A 13,813-nucleotide genomic window follows, 5' to 3' on the forward strand; every position below is an offset into this window, starting at 1 on the left:
CGTACGGTCAGCACGCCGGCGGACCGAGGGCCCAAAGCCCGGGTCCACCAGCCAGCGCACCGCCCCCACCAGGGCGCCGGACACCAGCGCCAGATGCACCAGGAAGTGGGCCAGCAGGAACCACAGCAGAAAACCCGCACCCCGGCGCCGGATGACGAACCGCACGAGCGGCGGATCGGCCAGCGCGAACAGGAGCAGAAAGCTCGCGGGCACCGCCAGCAGCCAGGGGGCCACCAGGCCGAGCGGCAGCGTGGCGGGCACCAGGGCGGCGGCCAGTACCCCGGCCGGCCGGTTGGCCTTCAGTCCGCCGCCGCGCCTGCTCTCCACCGCCGCCACCGGCACCAGCAGTTGTGAGCGCCGGAACTGCTCGGAGAGCATCGGCACCATGCGGTCCTCGTCGTCATGCCGTGCCACCACCGTCTCGGTCAGCCGAATCCGGTACGCCGCGCCGAGCCGATCGCTGTACTCCACGTCCTCCGAGTCCCGCAGGTTCTCGTCGAAGGGGCCGACCTCCTCGAACACCGCGCGTGGCATCGCCGCGAGCTCGAACACCGCCGTGCCGACCACACCGACACTGCGCCGTCGCCAGAAGTGCTGGTGCATCGCGCGGTAGCGCTCAACCGGCCCGTCGTCGAAGAGTGGTTCGGGGTCGGGGACACCGTGCACACATCCCGTGGCGGGGTCGCTCAGCAGCAGGTCGACGGCGTTGGCGAGGGCGTCGGGGGCGAGGGCGATATCGGAGTCCAGGAAGAACAGGATCTCGCCCCGGCTGCTGCGCACACCGAGGTTCCGCGCCGCCGAGACCCCCCGGTTGACCGGCGCCTCGATCAGGACACAGGGGAACTGCCGCGCGATGTCCCGGGAGTTGTCGGTGCTGCGGTCATCGACGACCACCACCTCCAGCGGGGTGAGGGTCTGCGCGAAGACCGACTCCAGGACGGCGCCCAGAGTCTTCTCGTAGTTGTAGTTGGGGATGATCACGGACACGGTGGGGCGGACCATCGGCATTTCGGTCCCCGTCCTCTCGGTTCGTTGATGTCGGGCGGCTCCGCCCGCCCGAAGGCCGCGAGCACCCACCCGACGGCTCGATGGTCGGCGAGCAACCCGGCGACAAAGTCAAAGGCGGCGCACTCCGCTTCGACCGGATCTGCCGCCTCCATGAAGAGCGCGGCATGGACCCGGTCCGGTCCCTCGACGGCGTGCAGATGCACCAGAGCACCGGTGTGCCCGGCGGTATCCGGTCGCTGGCGCGATCGCATGACCTCGGTCAATTCGCGTGGTTCCGCCAGGCGTTCGGCCCTGCTCTCGCCCCGGATCAGCAGAGCAGTCACGAGGTACATGGGGCGGCGCGCTCGGGTATCAGCGCCGGAAGAACCCGACCGGGGGCCCACCCGAGGCGGCAGCGAGCGGCCCCGACATCACGCCCCCAACAACCCGAGGGGTTCCTCGGCCCGGAATCCGACAGATCGCCGGTTGGCGCGGTGAACTCGTCATGTGACTGCTCCCTCGGCAGTGGGCCCGGATCGGATCCGGCCCTCGCGCCGATTCTGGGCAGCCCGTCGGGGGTCCGACCACCCCCCGCGGGTGGCAGGCAGTGGCCGGGCACCCGGCTGCCGCCTCCGCACGGGTCCGTGTGTCGACGCCGAGCTGGCAAGACGGCAGGGTGGCAGCGAGTTGCCCGGCACATTCCGGCCACCACTCTTTATTTGGTCTATACCATGGGCAAGCCTGGGGTTGTTCACCAGCGGCACCCGCTCGGTTCGGCCGACCGACCCGGCCGACACCCTGCGCCCGCGCCCGCACCTGCGCCCTTGACCGAAATGACGTGCGTACCCGGAGGTTTGGGCAAGTGATGTTTCACGCTCTCGGGCTGGACCCGAAGACCGAGATTGTCTACCGGCTCTTCCTGGATGAGCCCGAGCTGAGGCTCGACCAGATCGTCGCCAGGGTCGGCCTGGGCGAGCAGGAGGTGCGTGACGCCCTCGATCGCCTTGCCGACCTCTCCCTGCTGGACCAGGCAGAGGTACACGCGGCCGGCCAGCCGCTCTTCCGCGCCACCGACCCTGGAGCAGGCCTCTCCTATCTACTCTCCCGCAGGGAGGCCGAACTGGCCAAGCAGCAGAGGGGATTAGAGGCCGCGAGAACCGCCGTCTCCACCCTCACCGCATACCGCACCGCGCACGCGCCACGCGGCTACGACGTCGTCAAGCGGCTGGAGGGCCGCCACGAGATGTGCGAGCGCCTCGCGGAACTCGCCGAACTCGCCCGTATCGAGTGCCTCTCACTGCTGCCCGGGTGCGGCCAGGCCTCCGATGACATGGACGCCCACCGGGCGATCGACCAGCGGGCGCTGGCACGCGGCGTCCGAATCCGCAGCGTCTACCAGGACAGCTTCCGCAACGCCCCCGAGACGATGCGCTACGTCAACTGGCTGGGCGGCCTCGGCGGCGAGGTCCGCACCCTGCCGTCGCTGGAAGCCCCGATGGTGCTCTTCGATCGCGAAGTGGCACTGGTCTCGCTCGACCCCGGCGACGTCTGGGCCGGGGCCCTGGAGCTGCGCAGCGTCGGCACCGTCACGGTGGCCCGGCTGCTCTTCGAGGAGTACTGGCAGCGGGCCAACCCGATCGGCCCCACCCCGCCCCGAGACCACCACGACCTCAGCCCCCAGGAAAAGGAACTCCTACGGCTGCTCGCCAAGGGCCACACGGACGCCACCGTCGGACGCCGTCTCGGCGTGTCGCTGCGCACGGTACGCCGGATGAACGCCGACCTGACCGGCAGACTGGCCGCCCGTAGCCGCTTCCAGACCGGCGCGGAGGCGGTCCGCCAGGGCTGGATCTGACGGCCGTCCGCAGCGGAGGGGCCGGCGCCGGACACCGCACAGGGCCGTACGGGTATGGCGGGCACTACTGGCGGGGGTCCGGTGCCGTAACAGCGTTACCAGACAGGGGAATCGGACGGAAGGAGGGCAGGAACCCAACGCGCGCACCACCGGAGCGGAGGCGCCGAACAACACGGCCGGCACACCGTCCCATCACTGGGGACGGGCTGACGCGAGAGCTCCCGGCGTGCGCGAGCGGGCCCGGCACCCGCCCCCACAAGCACCCCCCGGGCGGGCCGCGCGCCATAGAACACCCCAGGGGCAGCCCGCCTCGCACCACCGTGGCGCACGGGTTGGGACGCCACTGCACCCATGGCTGCCGCTCCGGCAGCCATGCCGGGGCTGCTCGCGGACCGCCCTGCGGTTGGCAGCACGGCATGGGGCGCACCGCTTGCGTCAAGCGAGCGGTGCGCGTGGTTGGGCAACGCCACCGGCCGGGTGTTGGGCGGCGGTCCCTACCCCCGGTACGCCTCCAGCAGCCGCAGCCAGATCTCGCTGATCGTCGGATACGCGGGCACCGCGTGCCACAGCCGTTCGATGGGCACCTCGCCCACCACGGTCACCGTCGCCGAGTGGAGGAGTTCGCCCACGCCAGGTCCGACGAAGGTGACTCCCAGTACCACCTCGCGATCGAGGTCCACGACCATCCGGGCCCGGCCGCGGTAGCCGTCCGCGTAGAGGGCGGCGCCCGCGACGGAGCCGATGTCGTAGTCCACCGCGCGAACCCGATGACCCGCCGCCTCCGCCTCGGCGAGGGAGAGGCCGACCGCCGCCACCTCGGGATCGGTGAAGATCACCTGGGGCACGGCGATCTGGTCCGCGCTGGCGCTGTGGGCGCCCCAGCGGTCGGTCTCCAGCAGTGGTACGCCCTGGGCGCGCGCAACGATGGCCGCCGCCGCGATGCGGGCCTGGTACTTGCCCTGGTGGGTGAGGAGCGCGCGATGGTTGACATCGCCCACCGCGTACAGCCAGTCGCTGCCCGCCACCCGGCAGCTGTCGTCCACCGTCAGCCATGAGCCGGGTTCGTGGCCGACGGTCTCCAGTCCGATTTCCTGGGTCCGTGGTGCCCGACCCGTGGCGAAGAGGACCTCATCCGCCTCGATCCGTTCGCCGCTGTCCACCACCACGGTGACGGGGCCGGTGCCGCCGTCGCGTTCCACAGCGGTCACCCCGCTGTTCATCAGGACCCGGACACCGGCCTCACTGAGGGCATCGGCCACGTACTCCCCGACGAAAGCCTCCATTCTGGGGAGCAGCTGATCACCCCGCGCCACCAGCGTGACCTGGGAGCCCAGCGCCTGCCAGGCAGTCGCCATCTCCACGCCGACCACTCCCCCGCCCACGACGGCGAGCCGCCCCGGCGCCGCAGCGGCGCTGGTCGCCTCCCGGCTGGTCCATGGCTTCGCTCCCAGGAGGCCGGGCAGGTCGGGCAGTGCTGCCCGGCTACCGGTGCATACGGCCACCGCATGGCGAGCGGTCAGCACCTGGCGTTCGCCCTCGGGCCCTTCGACCACGACCTGCTTGGGGCCCTGGAGCCGTCCTCGTCCCCGGTACAGGCGGGCACCCGTCGATTCCAACCAGGAGACCTGGCCGTCGTCCTTCCAATGGGACGTTTCCTCATCGCGATGGGCGAGCACCGCCGCGGTATCCAGCTGGCCGTGCACCAGGTGGCGCAGCCCTGGTACGCGGCGGGCCTCAGCGCGGGCGATCACTGGGCGTAGCAGGGCCTTACTGGGCATGCACGCCCAGTAGGAGCATTCGCCGCCGACCAACTCGCTCTCCACCACCGCCGTGCTCAGGCCTCCGGCGCGCAGCCGGTCCGCCACGTTCTCCCCGGTGGGCCCTGCGCCCAGCACCACGACGTCATACTCCACAGGTTCGGTCGTCATAGGGACAGTCTGGTGCCGGGTGTGGCTCCTGGCCACACGGGCAGGGGGTGGAATAGCACGGCCCCGAGAACGGTTGTCGGGGGCGAGCCCACCGTATACATCGGAGAGGTAAATACATCATGAGCACTGTCGAGCTCACCAAGGAGAACTTCGACCAGGTCGTGTCTGACAACGACTTCGTCCTGATCGACTTCTGGGCTTCGTGGTGCGGCCCCTGCCGGCAGTTCGCCCCTGTGTACGAGGGGGCTGCTGAGCGTCACCCCGACCTGGTCTTCGCCAAGGTCGACACGGAGGCACAGCAGGAACTGGCCGCCGCCTTCGAGATCCAGTCGATCCCCACGCTGATGATCGTCCGCGAGAACATCGCGGTCTTCGCCCAGCCGGGCGCACTGCCCGAGGCCGCGCTGGAAGACGTGATCGGTCAGGCGCGTGGTCTGGACATGGACGAGGTGCGCAAGTCCGTGGAAGACGCGCAGGCCAAGGCGGCAGCCGCGGGCGAAGGCCCGAGCGCCACTGCATAGCGGCCCCGGTGGGCATCGGGGTGACCCAGGGGGACGATCCTGGGTCACCCCGCCCACGGGCGTTCAGGGTGTGTTCACGGCGACCGCCCGTGCGGACAGGCCGTAGTCCAACTCCGTGGCGTCGACGAGCAGCGCCTCAACCGTCCGGGTGGACGGGTCGATGTCGGCGACCATGCCGTCGCCCGCGTACCGGGGATAGCCGGAGGCTCCCAGCTCGCCGGTGGCCGTGACGACGGCGGAGCGGATCGCGGCAGTGGCGAGGGAGGCGGAGTCAAGACCGACCACGTGCCCGGGCACGATCAGGATCTCAAAACGCTGCGGAATCGCTCCGCTGTGAGCCGCATTCATGTAAGCGACGCTAAGTACCCAGGGGCGGCAGCGCACGTTGTCGGCTTCCGTTCGCACCGGCCAGTCGGCTCCGCAGCGGTTCTTCCGTGCCGGTGGCCGAGGTTCGGTGTGGTGGCAGCTCCAGGCCCGCGTGGGCAGTGCATCCCCGTAGTGGTCTAGCTGGATTCGCGATGGACGGTTCGCGCCCCCATCACCCGGTGGGTGCCGGGCTCCGCCTCGGGTTCGCGTACCGCCCGGTCGACCAGCTCGGCGAGTTGCTGCCCGGTGATCATGTCGATATGGACCGTGGTCAGCCGGGGGCGCAGCAATCTCCCCAGGAGCAGGTCGTCGGCTCCCACCACCGCGGTCTCACCCGGGATGTCAACGCCCTCGTCCTGGAGCGCCCGCATCAGCAGCATGGCGTAGTCGTCGTTGTACGCGTACACCGCGTCGAGCCCGAGTGTGCGCCAGCGGGCGGCGAGTGCGGTCGCCGATTCTTCGTCGTACGAGAGGGGCAGGGGCTCGATCCGTGCCCCGCTACCGGCCACCGCTTGGCGTGCGCCATCCATCCGGTGTTCGGCGAACATCTCCAGGCCTGGCTCGCGCGGGAGGACGACTCCGATGGCACGTCGTCCGCGTTCCACCAGATGGGTGACAGCGCAACGGCCGATGGCGCTCTGGTCGATGACCAGGGAGTGTGCGCCCTCCACACGTCTGGGCGCGAGGCTGATGACGGCCTTGGCGCCTGAGCGTCTGAGCAGACCGACGCCCTGCGGTGTGAGTCCCGCCTCACCGAGTGCCACGACCGCGACGGGCCTCAACTCGGCCCAGGCACGGACCGCCTCACCCCCGGCGAGGCCGAGGCTGCCGTGCTGGACGACGGTGTAGTCAAGTCGCCGCAGGGCCCATTGGAGTTCTTGGAGGAACTGCTGGTGCAGCGGCCCCGCCGGAAAGGCCGCGGTGGGCAGCAGCACCGTACGGGTGTGGCCGGCCCGCAGACTGCGGGCGGCGGCATGGGGCACATAGCCGAGTTCTTCGGCCGCTTCGCGGACCCGGTGACGAGTGGCCTCGCTGATGCGTACGGACGAGGCGTTGTTGAGGACGTAGGAAACGGTTGCCCGGGAGACCCCGGCTAACCGGGCGACATCGGCGCTGGTGGGAACGGAGCGCTCTGCGGACTTCTTGGGTGTCTGGCTCATCGCCCTGGGCATCTTTCCAGAACATCCTTTCAGATGTGACAGCGCATGGCTGAATCAGGCGCCCGGTGACGGCGCCGTTGCGACGATGTACGAGCGCGACTCAGCGCACCGGCCCAAGGGGAGGGCTACCGCGGGCAACTGCGGGCCGCTCCCTGGGGCGAGGGCGATCGTCTTGCCCTACTGGTCCACGGAATCATGGCCGACCATCGCGTCTGACAGCGGATCGGGCCCTCGCGGCGCGGGGATATCACGTAGTCGCCGTGGGCATCCGGGCCATGGCGGTAGCAGCCGTGGGCCTCCCACGGCGCACGGGGCCATGCGGATGATCTCGTCGATCCGCTCCCCAGGGGCGTGGGGTCGGCCCTCGGGCCCCTGTTCGGCGGTCCCGCGATCTCCTCGGACGGCGGCGCGGCTGAACCCTGCGGGGGCGGTGGAGGTGTTGCGGTCTCGGCCTGGCGACGGTTTCGGACCAGAAGTGGTCCATCCAGTAACGCATTTGACGTTGGGTCAGATGAACGGCAGTCCTCCACCGCCGAGCCGAGGACATCGAGGTGAGATCCACCGCGAGTCGGGGACCAGGACACCGCCCGCTGAGTTGGCGGGGACCGTGGATCGAGTCCCGCTTCGGGCCGCGCCCCGGTCTCCCGCTGGTCCTCCTCTCAGATCCGCGCGCGCGAACCCCGCGCGGCACGGCACCCGAGGGTGGTCGCGGCGCTCGACGGTTCGCCCTTGGTGACGACCCCTGAGTGAGCGGCGCCGTTGGCCGAGGAAGGCTTTGATGTGCATACGGTGACGGGCTCGGGGCACCCCGCGTGTACCGCGATGGCTTGGCGTCGCGGTACTGGGCGCGGGCTGCTGCCCAACAGGTCGCTGTCCGCATCGGGGGGCAGCGGCGGGCTCGTGAGCGCGGGAGCTTCTGCTCCTGGGGCCAACTCATCTGCTCTACCGAACGCATGGACCGGTACCTCCACGCGGAGACCGGTCGGCGTCGCGTGGTGGGATCGGGCGAGGACTACCGTGGCACGGTGAAGATCCTCTCGCGTATCTCGCGTATCGCCCGTTCCTTTCGCTCCGCCGGTGCCCCCACTCCGGTGGTGCCGTCGCCCGGCTCCACGGTGCCCGGTCGGGTGGGACGGTCGGCCACCACCGAAGCCGCGCCCGCTGCCGTCGGGCCCGTCCGCACGTCCTACGCACCCGCTCGCGATGGCGCTCCTGATCCCGGCGAAGTCGTCTGGACGTGGGTTCCCTACGACGAAGGCGATGGACGCGGCAAGGACCGTCCGGTACTCATCGTGGCCCGGGAGGAGTCCGGCACCCTGTTGGCCGTACAGCTCTCCAGCAAACCGCATGAGCGGGATCCTGACTGGGTGCCGATCGGGTCGGGCTCCTGGGACCGGGCGGGGCGGCCGTCCTGGGTCGGGTTGGAGCGCGTGCTCAGGGTGCATCCTGACGGGATGCGCCGAGAGGCGTGTGCGTTGGACCGATCGCGTTTCGATCTGGTGGTGGGCCGGTTGCGGGAGCGCTACGGCTGGTCGTAGCAGGCCCTCGACCGCATCGGCGGCCGCCCCTCCACAGGTCAACCCCCTGCCTGGGAAGCGGCGGGAACGCTCGCCGCCACCTGATCGGTGAAGACCCGGCGGAAGGCGCCCAGCGTGCCCTGCGACCTCGAACGGTCCAAGACCGCGAAGCTGATCCGGTCGAAGTGCCCAGCGAACCGGCCGTCGCCCGTGAGCAGCGCGTGGAAGGCGCCCGCGACGATCAGCGGATCATTGAGGAAGACCCCGCATCCCCACGCCCCCAGCACCAGTCGCCGGTATCCGGCCATGGCCGCCGTCTCCAGGACCCGTTCGGCCCGGGACGCGAGCGCGGCCGGCACCCGACGCGTCTCTTCGGGGGTGCGCATCGCGATCACCCCGGCGTTCGGTGCTGGGGAGGTGAGGAATCCGACGGTGTACGGAACATCGAGGAACCGTCCCCGGTCGTCGCGGAAGACGGGCACACCGGGCGAGTGGATGACCCGGTCGGAGTAGAACGGGCTGCGGTCCGTGCGGTGGTGCTCGTAGTAGGCGGGTGCGCGGAGCAGCGTCGCATAGAGCGCTGAGGCACGGCAGAGCGCTTCCTCCTGGGCCTGCGCCCCCTTGAGGAAGCCGCCGCCCGGGTTGCGTGCCGAGGCGAAGTTCAGCACGGCTGCCGGCGCCGGGGCGGCGGTGGCAAGTCGTCGTGCGGCCTGGGTGCTGGACTCCGCGGTCACCTCGAAGGCGGTCTCGCGGTCGAGGTCCACGACCACGGGTATCGCGTCGGGGCCATACAGCCGAGTGCCCTCTCGGGCCTGGGAGACTTCCGCCGCGATGACCACTTTTCGACCATTGCTGGCTGAATAGTAGCCACTTTCAACAATCTCCTGTGTCTGGTGGGCGATCCCCCGCAGTCGTGCGCTCATGGCGGCCATCGTGCGTGACCTGCGGAGTGCAGGGCAAAGGCTTTTCATGGCAGCGACAGTGGGGCTACAGCCGTCACACCATCCACAAAAGCACTCTTGTGCGAAGCGGCGAGGGTGGCTTTAGGTTGAGAGTGCCTTCGAAAGAGGAGCCGATCATGCATCCACCTGATGCCGGCGGTTACGGCCGGCCGATAGAGGAACAGGAAGCAGAAGATCTCCTTCGGTGTATCTGCTTCAAGAACGGCCCACCCCGCACGGTGGGCGTGGAACTGGAATGGCTCATCCATGATCAGCACGCCCCCCGGCGGCCAGTCCCCGCGGAACGCCTGTCCGCCGCCCACGACCGTGTGCGTACCCTCCCCCTGAACTCGGCTCTCACCTTTGAGCCCGGTGGCCAACTGGAGCTCAGCTCCCAACCCGCCGCCTCCCTGATGGAGTGTGTGGACTCCGTCGCCGCCGATCTGCGGACCGTGCGCACCGCGCTACGGGCAGTCGGCCTGACCCTCACCGGACTGGGGCTCGACCCCTGGGCGCCGCCGCGCAGGGTGCTGCGGGAACCCCGCTACGACGCGATGGAGGCCTATCTGGACCAGACGGGTCCGCATGGGCGGGCCATGATGTGCAGCTCGGCCTCGATCCAGGTCTGCGTGGACTCCGGCGAGGAGGAGCCGGGGCCCCTGGGACACGGCAGACGTTGGCAGCTCGCCCATCTGCTGGGTGCGGTACTCATCGCGGCGTTCGCCAACTCTCCCGCCCAGGGTGGCCGCTGGACCGGCTGGCGGTCCACCCGGCAGGCCGTCTGGGCCGGGCTCGATGCCGTGCGGCCGGTGGCGCCACCGCTCCACCGGGAGCCACGGGAGGCCTGGGCCACCCATGTGATGGATGCCCCGGTGATGTGTATGCGCGCCGAAACAGGCCCGTGGGAGCGCCCCGTCGCGCTCAGTTTCCGCGAGTGGATCCGTACCGGCACACCTCGACCGCCGACCCGGCAGGACCTCGACTACCATCTGACCACCCTCTTCCCGCCGGTACGGCCCCGCGGGCACCTCGAACTCCGGATGATCGACGCCCAGTCGGGCCCTGACGGCTGGATCGTGCCACTGGCCGTGGTCACCGCCCTCTTCGATGACCCCGAGGCCGCCGAGACCGTCTACCGCACGGTGAAGCCCTTGGCGGAGTACGCGGGTGCGCTGCCGGCGCCGATCAATCCGCTCTGGGTGAGCGCCGCGCGACGGGGACTGGCCGATCCCGAGTTGCGGAACATAGCCGTGAGCTGTTTCGACACCGCCCAGGACGCCCTGCCGCGGGTGGGTGCCTCCCGAGCGGTGTGCGATGCGGTGGCCACCTTCCAAGAGCGCTATGTCCGCCGCGGCCGATGTCCCGCGGACGATCTACGTATCCCCTCGCTCGGGCCTGCGCTGGGCACCTGTGGGAAGGAGCCGAGTCGATGACCGACACCCCTACCGATGAACTACGGCGTCGGGCGCTGGATGCCCTTCTGGAGGCCCGAACCCGTACCGCGACCCTGGTCGACTCGGTCGAGGACGACGAGCTGACGGCCCAGCACTCCCCCTTGATGTCTCCCCTGGTCTGGGATCTCGCCCACATCGGAAACCAGGAAGAGCAGTGGCTGCTGCGCAGGGTCGGCGGAGGTGAGGCCCTACGGCCCGAGATCGACTCCGTCTATGACGCCTTCGAGCATCCCCGTGCCGCCCGTCCCTCGTTGCCCCTGCTGCCGCCCGCCGAGGCCCGGGTGTACGCGGCCGATGTGCGGGGCCGGGTCCTTGACCTGCTGGAGCGCAGCCCGCTGGCGGGCGGGCCACTGACCGACGCGGCGTTCGCCTTTGGAATGATCGCCCAACACGAGCAGCAGCATGACGAAACCATGCTGATCACCCACCAACTGCGCCGAGGGCCCGCCGCGCTGACCGCACCCGCCCCGCCGCGAACCCACACTCCCGGGCTGCCCGACGAAGTCCTGGTTCCGGCGGGCCCCTTCACCATGGGTACCTCCACCGAGCCCTGGGCGCTGGACAACGAACGGCCCGCACACCGCCGTGACCTGGCCGCCTACTGGCTTGACACCACCCCGGTGACCTGCGGCGCCTATCTCGACTTCATGACGGACGGCGGATACGGGGACCCACGCTGGTGGGCGGCGGAGGGGTTCGACCAGGTACGGCGACACGCCATCACCGCGCCGCTGTTCTGGCAGCGGGACGGCGGCCGGTGGCTGCGCCGCCGCTTCGGTGTGCTGGAGCCGGTCCCGGGCGATGAGCCGGTGCTCCATGTGAGCTGGTACGAGGCCGATGCCTACGCCCGCTGGGCAGGGCGCCGGCTGCCCACCGAAGCGGAGTGGGAGAAGGCCGCCCGCCATGACCCGACGGCCGATCGTTCCCGACGGTTCCCCTGGGGCGATGCGGACCCCACCCCCGTACACGCCAATCTGGGGCAGCGGCACCTCCGTCCGGCGGCCGCCGGCAGCTACCCCGATGGCGCGTCCCCCCTCGGGGTGAGGCAGTTGATCGGCGATGTGTGGGAGTGGACGGCGAGTGATTTCCTGCCCTACCCCGGCTTCGCCGCCTTCCCCTACCGCGAGTACTCGGAGGTCTTCTTCGGCAGCGACCACAAGGTGCTACGCGGCGGCTCCTTCGCGGTGGGCACGGTCGCCTGCCGTGGGACCTTCCGCAACTGGGATCTCCCGGTACGGCGTCAGATATTCGCCGGGTTCCGTACCGCACGAGACGCTGACCTCGATGGAGGCGGCGGCTGATGTGCCGACACATCGCCTATCTCGGACCGCGACTGGCGCTGGGAGAGCTGCTTGTGCGGCCGGCCCATGGACTGGTGCGGCAATCCTGGGCACCACGTCGGCAGCGCCATGGGACCGTGAACGCGGACGGCTTCGGCGTGGGCTGGTACGCCGACGGCGATCCGGTGCCCGCCCGGTACCGGCGCTCCGTCCCCATCTGGGCCGACCCCTCATTCCCTGACCTGGCCCGGGTGGTTCGCACCGGCGCGTTCCTCGCCGCGGTGCGCGACGCCACGCAGGCCAGCGCGGACGGCGAGGCGGCGGCGGCCCCCTTCGCCTTCGGCCCCTGGCTGTTCAGCCACAACGGCGCGGCCAAGGGCTGGCCCGGCTCGCTGGCACCGCTCACGGCATCGCTCCCCGCGGTGGAGCTGCTCAGTCTGGAGGCGCGCTGTGACGCGGCCCTGCTCTGGGCGCTGGTGTCGCGTCGGCTGCGGAACGGCGATGAACCGGGTCAGGCGCTCGGTGACACCGTCACCGAGGTGGCCGAAGCGGCACCCGGGTCCCGGCTGAACTTCCTCCTCACCGACGGCGCGGTGATCGCGGCGACCTCCTGGGGCGATTCACTGTGGTACCGCACCGGGCCGCGGCAGAGCATCGCGGTGGCCTCGGAACCTTACGACGATGATCCCCACTGGTTCGAGGTGCCCGATCGCACCCTGCTGGTCGCCACCCGTGCCGATGTACTTCTCTCCCCCCTCAAGGAGCGCCCTTCGTGAGTCGGTTCCAGCTGACCCGCACCCTGCCCGAGGACGCCACCGGCGCCGCGCTGCGCGCCGATGTGCTCCACGGTCTGACCCGTACCCCCAAGGAGCTGCCACCCAAGTGGTTCTACGATGCCCGAGGCAGTGAGCTGTTCGAGGAGATCACCCGACTGCCCGAGTACTACCCCACCCGGGCCGAACGGGAGATCCTGATCGCCCGTGCTCCGGCGATCGCCGCGGCCACCGGCGCGAAGACCCTGGTGGAGCTGGGTTCGGGCTCTTCCGAGAAGACGCGCCACCTCATGAAGGCCATGCCCGAGTTGCAGAGTTACGTCCCGGTCGATGTGAGTGAGAGCGCGCTGACCGGCGCCGCCGGGGCACTGCTCGCCGAGCATCCCTCTCTCCAGGTCCATGCCCTGATCGCGGACTTCACCCGGGGTCTCGCACTGCCTGATACGCCGGGACCCCGGCTGGTGGCCTTCCTCGGGGGCACCATCGGCAATCTGCTGCCCGCCGAGCGGGCGCTGTTCCTGCGATCGGTGCGGGGCCTACTCGACCCCGGTGACACCCTGCTTCTGGGCACCGATCTGGTGAAGGACGAAGACGTTCTGGTACGGGCCTACGACGATGCGGCGGGGGTGACGGCCGCCTTCAACAAGAACGTCCTCCATGTGCTGGCCCGGGAGCTGGGGGCGGATGTCGATCCCGACGACTTCGACCATGTGGCGCTGTGGGATCGGGAGGAGGAATGGATTGAGATGCGGCTACGGGCTCGGTCCACGCTGACCGTGAAGATCCCGGAGCTCAACCTCGCGGTGCCGTTCGAAGGGGGCGAGGAGCTGCGGACCGAGGTATCGGCGAAGTTCCGGCAGGAGGGCGTGCGGTCCGAGCTGGCGACCGCGGGAATGGAACTGACCGAGTGGTGGACGGACTCGGCGGGCAGGTTCGCCCTCTCACTGGCGGCAGTGGCCCACTGAGCACCACTCATGGGGCGGGACCACCCGTGAGGCGGTTCCGCCCCACCGCTGCTGGGGACGTCTCCT

At 70.2% G+C, this 13,813-nt stretch carries 13 protein-coding genes; 7 read left to right on the plus strand and 6 right to left on the minus strand.

What is annotated here, in order from left to right:
- Positions 1 to 1,008 (minus strand): glycosyltransferase family 2 protein (locus tag NBG84_RS14645; protein ID WP_250919862.1); only part of this gene is annotated, 1,008 nt, incomplete at its 3' end.
- Positions 978 to 1,331 carry a hypothetical protein gene (locus NBG84_RS14650; protein ID WP_250919863.1) on the minus strand — a complete coding sequence of 118 codons (354 nt, stop codon included), beginning with the start codon at positions 1,329 to 1,331 and terminating at the stop codon, positions 978 to 980. The genes NBG84_RS14650 and NBG84_RS14645, both read right to left, overlap by 31 nt.
- 521 nt (positions 1,332 to 1,852) lie before the next feature.
- Here NBG84_RS14650 and NBG84_RS14655 point away from each other — a divergent pair.
- Positions 1,853 to 2,842 carry a helix-turn-helix transcriptional regulator gene (locus NBG84_RS14655; RefSeq protein WP_250920063.1) on the plus strand — a complete coding sequence of 330 codons (990 nt, stop codon included), beginning with the start codon at positions 1,853 to 1,855 and terminating at the stop codon, positions 2,840 to 2,842.
- A gap of 494 nt (positions 2,843 to 3,336) precedes the next feature.
- Here the strand turns inward: NBG84_RS14655 and NBG84_RS14660 are convergent, their stop codons facing one another.
- On the minus strand, positions 3,337 to 4,770 hold the full coding sequence (locus NBG84_RS14660; protein WP_250919864.1) for a dihydrolipoyl dehydrogenase family protein: 1,434 nt from the start codon (positions 4,768 to 4,770) through the stop codon (positions 3,337 to 3,339).
- A gap of 119 nt (positions 4,771 to 4,889) precedes the next feature.
- On the opposite strand from NBG84_RS14660, the gene trxA reads away from it, so the two are divergent.
- Entirely contained in the window at positions 4,890 to 5,291 is a 402-nt protein-coding gene (trxA, locus tag NBG84_RS14665) for a thioredoxin (protein WP_250919865.1), read from the plus strand.
- A 63-nt stretch (positions 5,292 to 5,354) separates the two neighbouring features.
- Here trxA and NBG84_RS14670 read toward each other — a convergent pair whose 3' ends face one another.
- Both NBG84_RS14670 and NBG84_RS14675 read right to left on the minus strand, forming a co-directional pair.
- Complete coding sequence (locus NBG84_RS14670) at positions 5,355 to 5,639, minus strand: hypothetical protein (RefSeq protein WP_250919866.1); 285 nt, start codon at positions 5,637 to 5,639, stop codon at positions 5,355 to 5,357.
- Positions 5,640 to 5,794: 155 nt separating this feature from the next.
- Complete coding sequence (locus NBG84_RS14675; protein ID WP_250919867.1) at positions 5,795 to 6,817, minus strand: LacI family DNA-binding transcriptional regulator; 1,023 nt, start codon at positions 6,815 to 6,817, stop codon at positions 5,795 to 5,797.
- A gap of 953 nt (positions 6,818 to 7,770) precedes the next feature.
- On the opposite strand from NBG84_RS14675, the gene NBG84_RS14680 reads away from it, so the two are divergent.
- On the plus strand, positions 7,771 to 8,355 hold the full coding sequence (locus NBG84_RS14680; RefSeq protein WP_285366731.1) for a type II toxin-antitoxin system PemK/MazF family toxin: 585 nt from the start codon (positions 7,771 to 7,773) through the stop codon (positions 8,353 to 8,355).
- A gap of 38 nt (positions 8,356 to 8,393) precedes the next feature.
- On the opposite strand, the gene NBG84_RS14685 is transcribed toward NBG84_RS14680, so the two are convergent.
- Positions 8,394 to 9,257 carry a TIGR02452 family protein gene (locus NBG84_RS14685; RefSeq protein WP_250919868.1) on the minus strand — a complete coding sequence of 288 codons (864 nt, stop codon included), beginning with the start codon at positions 9,255 to 9,257 and terminating at the stop codon, positions 8,394 to 8,396.
- A gap of 155 nt (positions 9,258 to 9,412) precedes the next feature.
- Between NBG84_RS14685 and egtA the strand changes: the two genes are divergently transcribed.
- Genes egtA through egtD form a run of 4 tightly spaced genes read left to right on the plus strand, consistent with a single transcriptional unit; the run spans position 9,413 to position 13,747 of the window.
- Entirely contained in the window at positions 9,413 to 10,708 is a 1,296-nt protein-coding gene (gene egtA, locus NBG84_RS14690; RefSeq protein WP_250919869.1) for an ergothioneine biosynthesis glutamate--cysteine ligase EgtA, read from the plus strand.
- The gene (gene egtB, locus NBG84_RS14695) at positions 10,705 to 12,030 is read left to right on the plus strand and encodes an ergothioneine biosynthesis protein EgtB (RefSeq protein ID WP_250919870.1); all 1,326 of its coding nucleotides are present in this window, start codon (positions 10,705 to 10,707) and stop codon (positions 12,028 to 12,030) included. The genes egtA and egtB overlap by 4 nt, the downstream gene beginning before the upstream one ends.
- Positions 12,030 to 12,785: an ergothioneine biosynthesis protein EgtC gene (gene egtC / locus NBG84_RS14700; RefSeq protein WP_250919871.1), complete on the plus strand. Its 756-nt coding sequence runs from the start codon at positions 12,030 to 12,032 to the stop codon at positions 12,783 to 12,785. Before egtB ends, egtC begins: the two co-directional genes overlap by 1 nt.
- Complete coding sequence (gene egtD, locus NBG84_RS14705) at positions 12,782 to 13,747, plus strand: L-histidine N(alpha)-methyltransferase (RefSeq protein WP_250919872.1); 966 nt, start codon at positions 12,782 to 12,784, stop codon at positions 13,745 to 13,747. Before egtC ends, egtD begins: the two co-directional genes overlap by 4 nt.
- Positions 13,748 to 13,813 lie beyond the last annotated feature (66 nt).

The sequence above is a fragment of the Streptomyces albipurpureus genome, assembly GCF_023701525.1.
GTDB lineage: Bacteria > Actinomycetota > Actinomycetes > Streptomycetales > Streptomycetaceae > Streptomyces > Streptomyces albipurpureus.

Coding starts and splice junctions, on each gene's coding strand:
- egtB (WP_250919870.1), top strand. CDS start 10,705: ATGACCGACACCCCTACCGATGAACTACGGCGTCGGGCGCTGGATGCC.
- NBG84_RS14685 (WP_250919868.1), bottom strand. CDS start 9,257: ATGAGCGCACGACTGCGGGGGATCGCCCACCAGACACAGGAGATTGTT.
- NBG84_RS14655 (WP_250920063.1), top strand. CDS start 1,853: ATGTTTCACGCTCTCGGGCTGGACCCGAAGACCGAGATTGTCTACCGG.
- trxA (WP_250919865.1), top strand. CDS start 4,890: ATGAGCACTGTCGAGCTCACCAAGGAGAACTTCGACCAGGTCGTGTCT.
- NBG84_RS14680 (WP_285366731.1), top strand. CDS start 7,771: ATGGACCGGTACCTCCACGCGGAGACCGGTCGGCGTCGCGTGGTGGGA.
- NBG84_RS14670 (WP_250919866.1), bottom strand. CDS start 5,639: ATGAATGCGGCTCACAGCGGAGCGATTCCGCAGCGTTTTGAGATCCTG.
- NBG84_RS14660 (WP_250919864.1), bottom strand. CDS start 4,770: ATGACGACCGAACCTGTGGAGTATGACGTCGTGGTGCTGGGCGCAGGG.
- egtC (WP_250919871.1), top strand. CDS start 12,030: ATGTGCCGACACATCGCCTATCTCGGACCGCGACTGGCGCTGGGAGAG.
- NBG84_RS14675 (WP_250919867.1), bottom strand. CDS start 6,817: ATGAGCCAGACACCCAAGAAGTCCGCAGAGCGCTCCGTTCCCACCAGC.
- egtA (WP_250919869.1), top strand. CDS start 9,413: ATGCATCCACCTGATGCCGGCGGTTACGGCCGGCCGATAGAGGAACAG.